The organism is Haloferax sp. s1 (assembly GCF_058382125.1).
The window spans coordinates 1-3,824 of the sequence record NZ_JBZRPK010000376.1 but is presented as its reverse complement, the minus strand read 5'-3'; the positions used below and the strand labels follow the sequence as shown (position 1 = coordinate 3,824).

Sequence of the window (3,824 nt, the reverse complement as noted above, 5' to 3'; positions counted from 1 at the left end):
GTGTTGGCACGAATCGAAGAGCACCCGAACCTCGCCGGTGTCGTCTCGAACGAAGATAAACGGACTGTCGCCGATGTACCGCTTCGCGTAATCTCCCGGTTCCGGAATCTCCGATTCGTGTCCAACGAATACCCACGTGTCGCTGAACACTCGTTCGAGTTCTAACTCGTGTATTTCGTTGTCGTTGTGTATCCGCGAAGGGATTGTTCCAGTCTCCCTGATGTTTCCAACCTCTTCTATGACCGTTTGGGTCTGAGAGGATGCCCCGACATTCGTGCCTCCTGATACCATGCCTCTAGGAGATTTTGTCAATGGTTAAATAAGCTATGTCCGTATGGAGCTATATTGAAGTGATTAACTGAGGTTCACCATAAAATAGTGAGTGGTATTTTCAGGGAACTATCCGGTTACAGACCTTCTCAACTGGTGGGTGCCTATCGAGCGATTGCTGTCGTTTTTGAAAATTGTCGTATTGCGTAACTTACAGCATCGATTCGTAGATGCATACGGGCTATTGCGACTATTCCTCCGAGACAGACCCGTGGCGTTTAATTTCGGTACGGGTGTCGAGAGCGGTTAGGTGTTGTATATTGAACACGATAGTCAGAGACTGCAACACAGTTTGAACAGATCCTCCTCGCAGTTCCGGCGATAGTAGCGTTTGCAAGTCATTGCACACTCGCTCGACCGCTATCGTGCGATTGGATGTGTCACCAGTTGCAAACGCTACTATAGGCAGAGACAGACAGACAGAGGATACCAAACTCAACTCAGTTCTCCGAAACTCCGCAGAGACAGCGCGAGCATTCATCGAGCTAGATATATTGGAACCCGAGTATATGCTCCACAAAACTATGACACATGGTATTGAGTGTCACAACATGGAGAACATCGATGTATCCAGACGGGAGGTGCTGGCTCGGGTCGGTGCCGCCGGAATTGGCGCACTCGCCGTTGGTACGGGAACCGCCGCGGCCGACAGAAAAAACGAGTACAACATCGGGATTGCATCGCCCGCAGCCGAACGGGCCACGCGAAGTGCAGCCGACCAAGTCGTCCGGACGCTGGACTGGGATGACGAAAAAACAATCACCGGCACGTTCTCGGACGAGGCGATAGACAATCTCCAGAACCGACCCGGCATCCGGTATACCGAGGAGAACGGCAACTTACACGCCATCGCGCAGACGCTTCCGTGGGGTATCGACCGCGTGGATGCGGAGGTTGCACACGTCGATGGGGAAACGGGCGGTGACAACACAGACGGCGAGGGGGGTGCCGATATCGCGATTATCGACACCGGTATCGACAGCGACCACGATGACCTACAAGCAAATCTCGGCAAAGGCAAAGCCTTCGTCGAGTGTAAAGGCAGTCCCCATATGTGTGGGCAAAAATGGGACGACGACAACGGGCATGGAACCCACGTCGCCGGGATTGCTGGGGCTGACGACAATAGTCTCGGTGTCGTCGGCGTCAGTACAGCGGCGACGCTACATGCGGTCAAAGTTCTCGATAGCAACGGTTCGGGGTCGTACTCCGACGTTGCGGCAGGCATCAAGTACGTCGCCGATCAGGGGTGGGATGTCGGGAACCTGTCGCTGGGCGGGTCGCGCTCCAGCACAGTAGCAGATGCTGTCCAATACGCCGATAAGAACGGTGTGTTCCTCGCAGCGGCCGCGGGGAACAGTGGACCTTGTACTGACTGTGTCGGCTATCCCGCTGCTGAACCCGAATGCGTCGCGGTGAGCGCAACCACGAAGAACGATTCACTCGCCGACTTCTCGTCAACTGGTCCCGAAGTCGAGCTTGCTGCCCCCGGCAAAGGAATCTATTCGACCTATCCTGGAGATGATTACAATACGCTCTCCGGAACATCGATGGCCAGTCCCCACGTGGCCGGTGCGGCGGGGCAACTCATGGATAACGGATATACGCATCAGGAAGCCCGTACCCAACTCAACTCCACGGCGGAGGATATCGGCCTTTCCTCGAACGAACAGGGCAACGGCCTGCTCGATGTCGAGGCGGCACTCGGCACTGCAGAGCTCGGTGTCGACAGCCTTTCTGCGACCGAGGTCGAGACGAGCAACGGCGACGCCGAATTCGACGTGTCGTGGTCGGTGAGCGACCCGGACAGCAACCTCGATACGGTCGACTTTGTCCTCCAGGATACGACCGCTGGATCACAGGATGATTCGGTAACAGTGAGTGTGAGTGGCGACTCGGCGAGCGGCACCACCCGACTCGTCGCCAGCGGTGACGAAAACAGCGGTCACAGTTACGATGTCACCGCAACCGTCACCGACGGAGACGGCAACACGGCCTCAAAGACTGTCAGCACGTCAGAGACAGAAGACATGCCGGCGGTCGACAGCCTGTCACTAACCGAAGTCGAGACGAGCGACTCGGACGCGGAGTTCGATGTAGACTGGGCCGTGAGCGATGCCGACAGTGACCTGCACACGCTCGACCTCACCTTGTACGAACTTGATAGCGACAGCAATCGAGTCGAGACTGAAGACTCGGCCAGTCCGAGCGTTTCCGGTGGCTCCGTAAGCGGCACCACCCGACTCGTCGCCAGCGGTGACGACGGGAGCGGCAACACGTACGAAGTGGAAGCTGTCGTGTCCGACACGGACGGAACGACAACTTCCGACACGGCGACCGCGACAGAGAGCGAAGAGACGGAATCCGCGCCGACTATCGACACATTCACCCTGTCGAGCGGGAGTCCCAAGAACCCGCACGCCGAGGTTACCGTCGATTGGGCAGTCAGCGACACCAACAGCAACCTCGATACCGTAGAAGTCATCGTCGACGACGCCGACGAGTCCGAGACGTTCTCGAACACGACCGACGTGAGCGGCGGGAGCGCGTCCGGGACGGACGAGTTCACGGACAAGTTCGACTCGGGTGAGTACGGTGTCACGCTCACCGTCACCGACACGGCCGGGAACTCGACGACCGACTCAAAGAGTATCACCGCCTGAGACCGACTGCGTAAAGCGGGCGGTGCTCCCTCCTGCGAATTTCGATTGACGAGTAGCCACGGATTGATGGAGTGATGGCTGCCTCACGCGAGCGATGGCTCACCTCGGGAAGTCACGAAGATACCGCCCTACCTCTGGAGTGGAACTCCGTTTTCCGAGTCCTCGGCGTACGACGGTTCACTCCGTTGTGGTGTCGCCGATGCGGTCATTTCCACGGGTTCGAAACCAAGTCGGTCTGGACATCCGCACCGACCTCGATTCGGCAGTCGGTTCGTGGCCGAGCAATACAGCACAGCACGTATCCCGCCTCGATATGCCGGGTCTTCAACGCTCGTGGCGGACGGTCGTACAAAATAGCCCCGTCGATGAGCCGACCAACACAGGTTGCACACGCACCCGTCCGGCAACCGAACGGGAGGCCGATGCCCGCCGACTCGGCGGCTTCGAGAACCGTCTCGTTCTCGCTCGCTGGCACCGTCTCCTCGCGGCCGTCCCGCCACGTTAGCGTGAGGTCGTGACGGGTTGCCATCGACCTACTGCCAGACGTCGCTGGTGCAGTCGCCGTCGGGCCACCGAATCTCGTGGGCGCGCGCTGGCCCGTCCGGGAGGTTGCCGAAGTCGACGAGGAAGTCCTCGTCGAGTTCGAGCGTCCCTTTCCGGGGGTCGACGTCGGCCTTGAGCATCACCGACCCGTGCTCTTTTTCTTCGGGGAAGAACTGGTCGTCCCACGTCGAGTACAGCGAGGTCGTCCAGTAGAGGCGCTCGCCGTCCAGCGAAAGCTGGAGCATCTGCGGTCCCGCGACCAGCTCGCGACCCTGCACGTTCCGGATG

4 protein-coding genes are annotated in these 3,824 nt (G+C 58.6%); 1 reads left to right on the top strand and 3 read right to left on the bottom strand.

Translation table 11 applies throughout. The annotated features are described in order from the left end of the window. A partial coding sequence (locus QT222_RS04745) for a Rieske 2Fe-2S domain-containing protein (protein WP_491476468.1) occupies window positions 1–291 on the bottom strand: 291 nt, incomplete at its 3' end. A 590-nt stretch (window positions 292–881) separates the two neighbouring features. Here QT222_RS04745 and QT222_RS04740 point away from each other — a divergent pair. Then, window positions 882–2,993, top strand: a complete 2,112-nt coding sequence (locus QT222_RS04740; RefSeq protein ID WP_491476467.1) for a S8 family peptidase — start codon at window positions 882–884, stop codon at window positions 2,991–2,993. Window positions 2,994–3,198: 205 nt separating this feature from the next. Here the strand turns inward: QT222_RS04740 and QT222_RS04735 are convergent, their stop codons facing one another. Continuing rightward, entirely contained in the window at window positions 3,199–3,522 is a 324-nt protein-coding gene (locus QT222_RS04735) for a 2Fe-2S iron-sulfur cluster-binding protein (RefSeq protein ID WP_004056262.1), read from the bottom strand. A gap of 4 nt (window positions 3,523–3,526) precedes the next feature. Next, on the bottom strand, window positions 3,527–3,824 hold a 298-nt coding region (locus QT222_RS04730; RefSeq protein ID WP_491476466.1), incomplete at its 5' end, for a selenium-binding protein SBP56-related protein.

What these genes read in the sequence shown, in the direction of transcription:
- QT222_RS04740 (WP_491476467.1), top strand. Translation starts at nt 882, where the DNA reads ATGGAGAACATCGATGTATCCAGACGGGAGGTGCTGGCTCGGGTCGGT.
- QT222_RS04735 (WP_004056262.1), bottom strand. Translation starts at nt 3,522, where the DNA reads ATGGCAACCCGTCACGACCTCACGCTAACGTGGCGGGACGGCCGCGAG.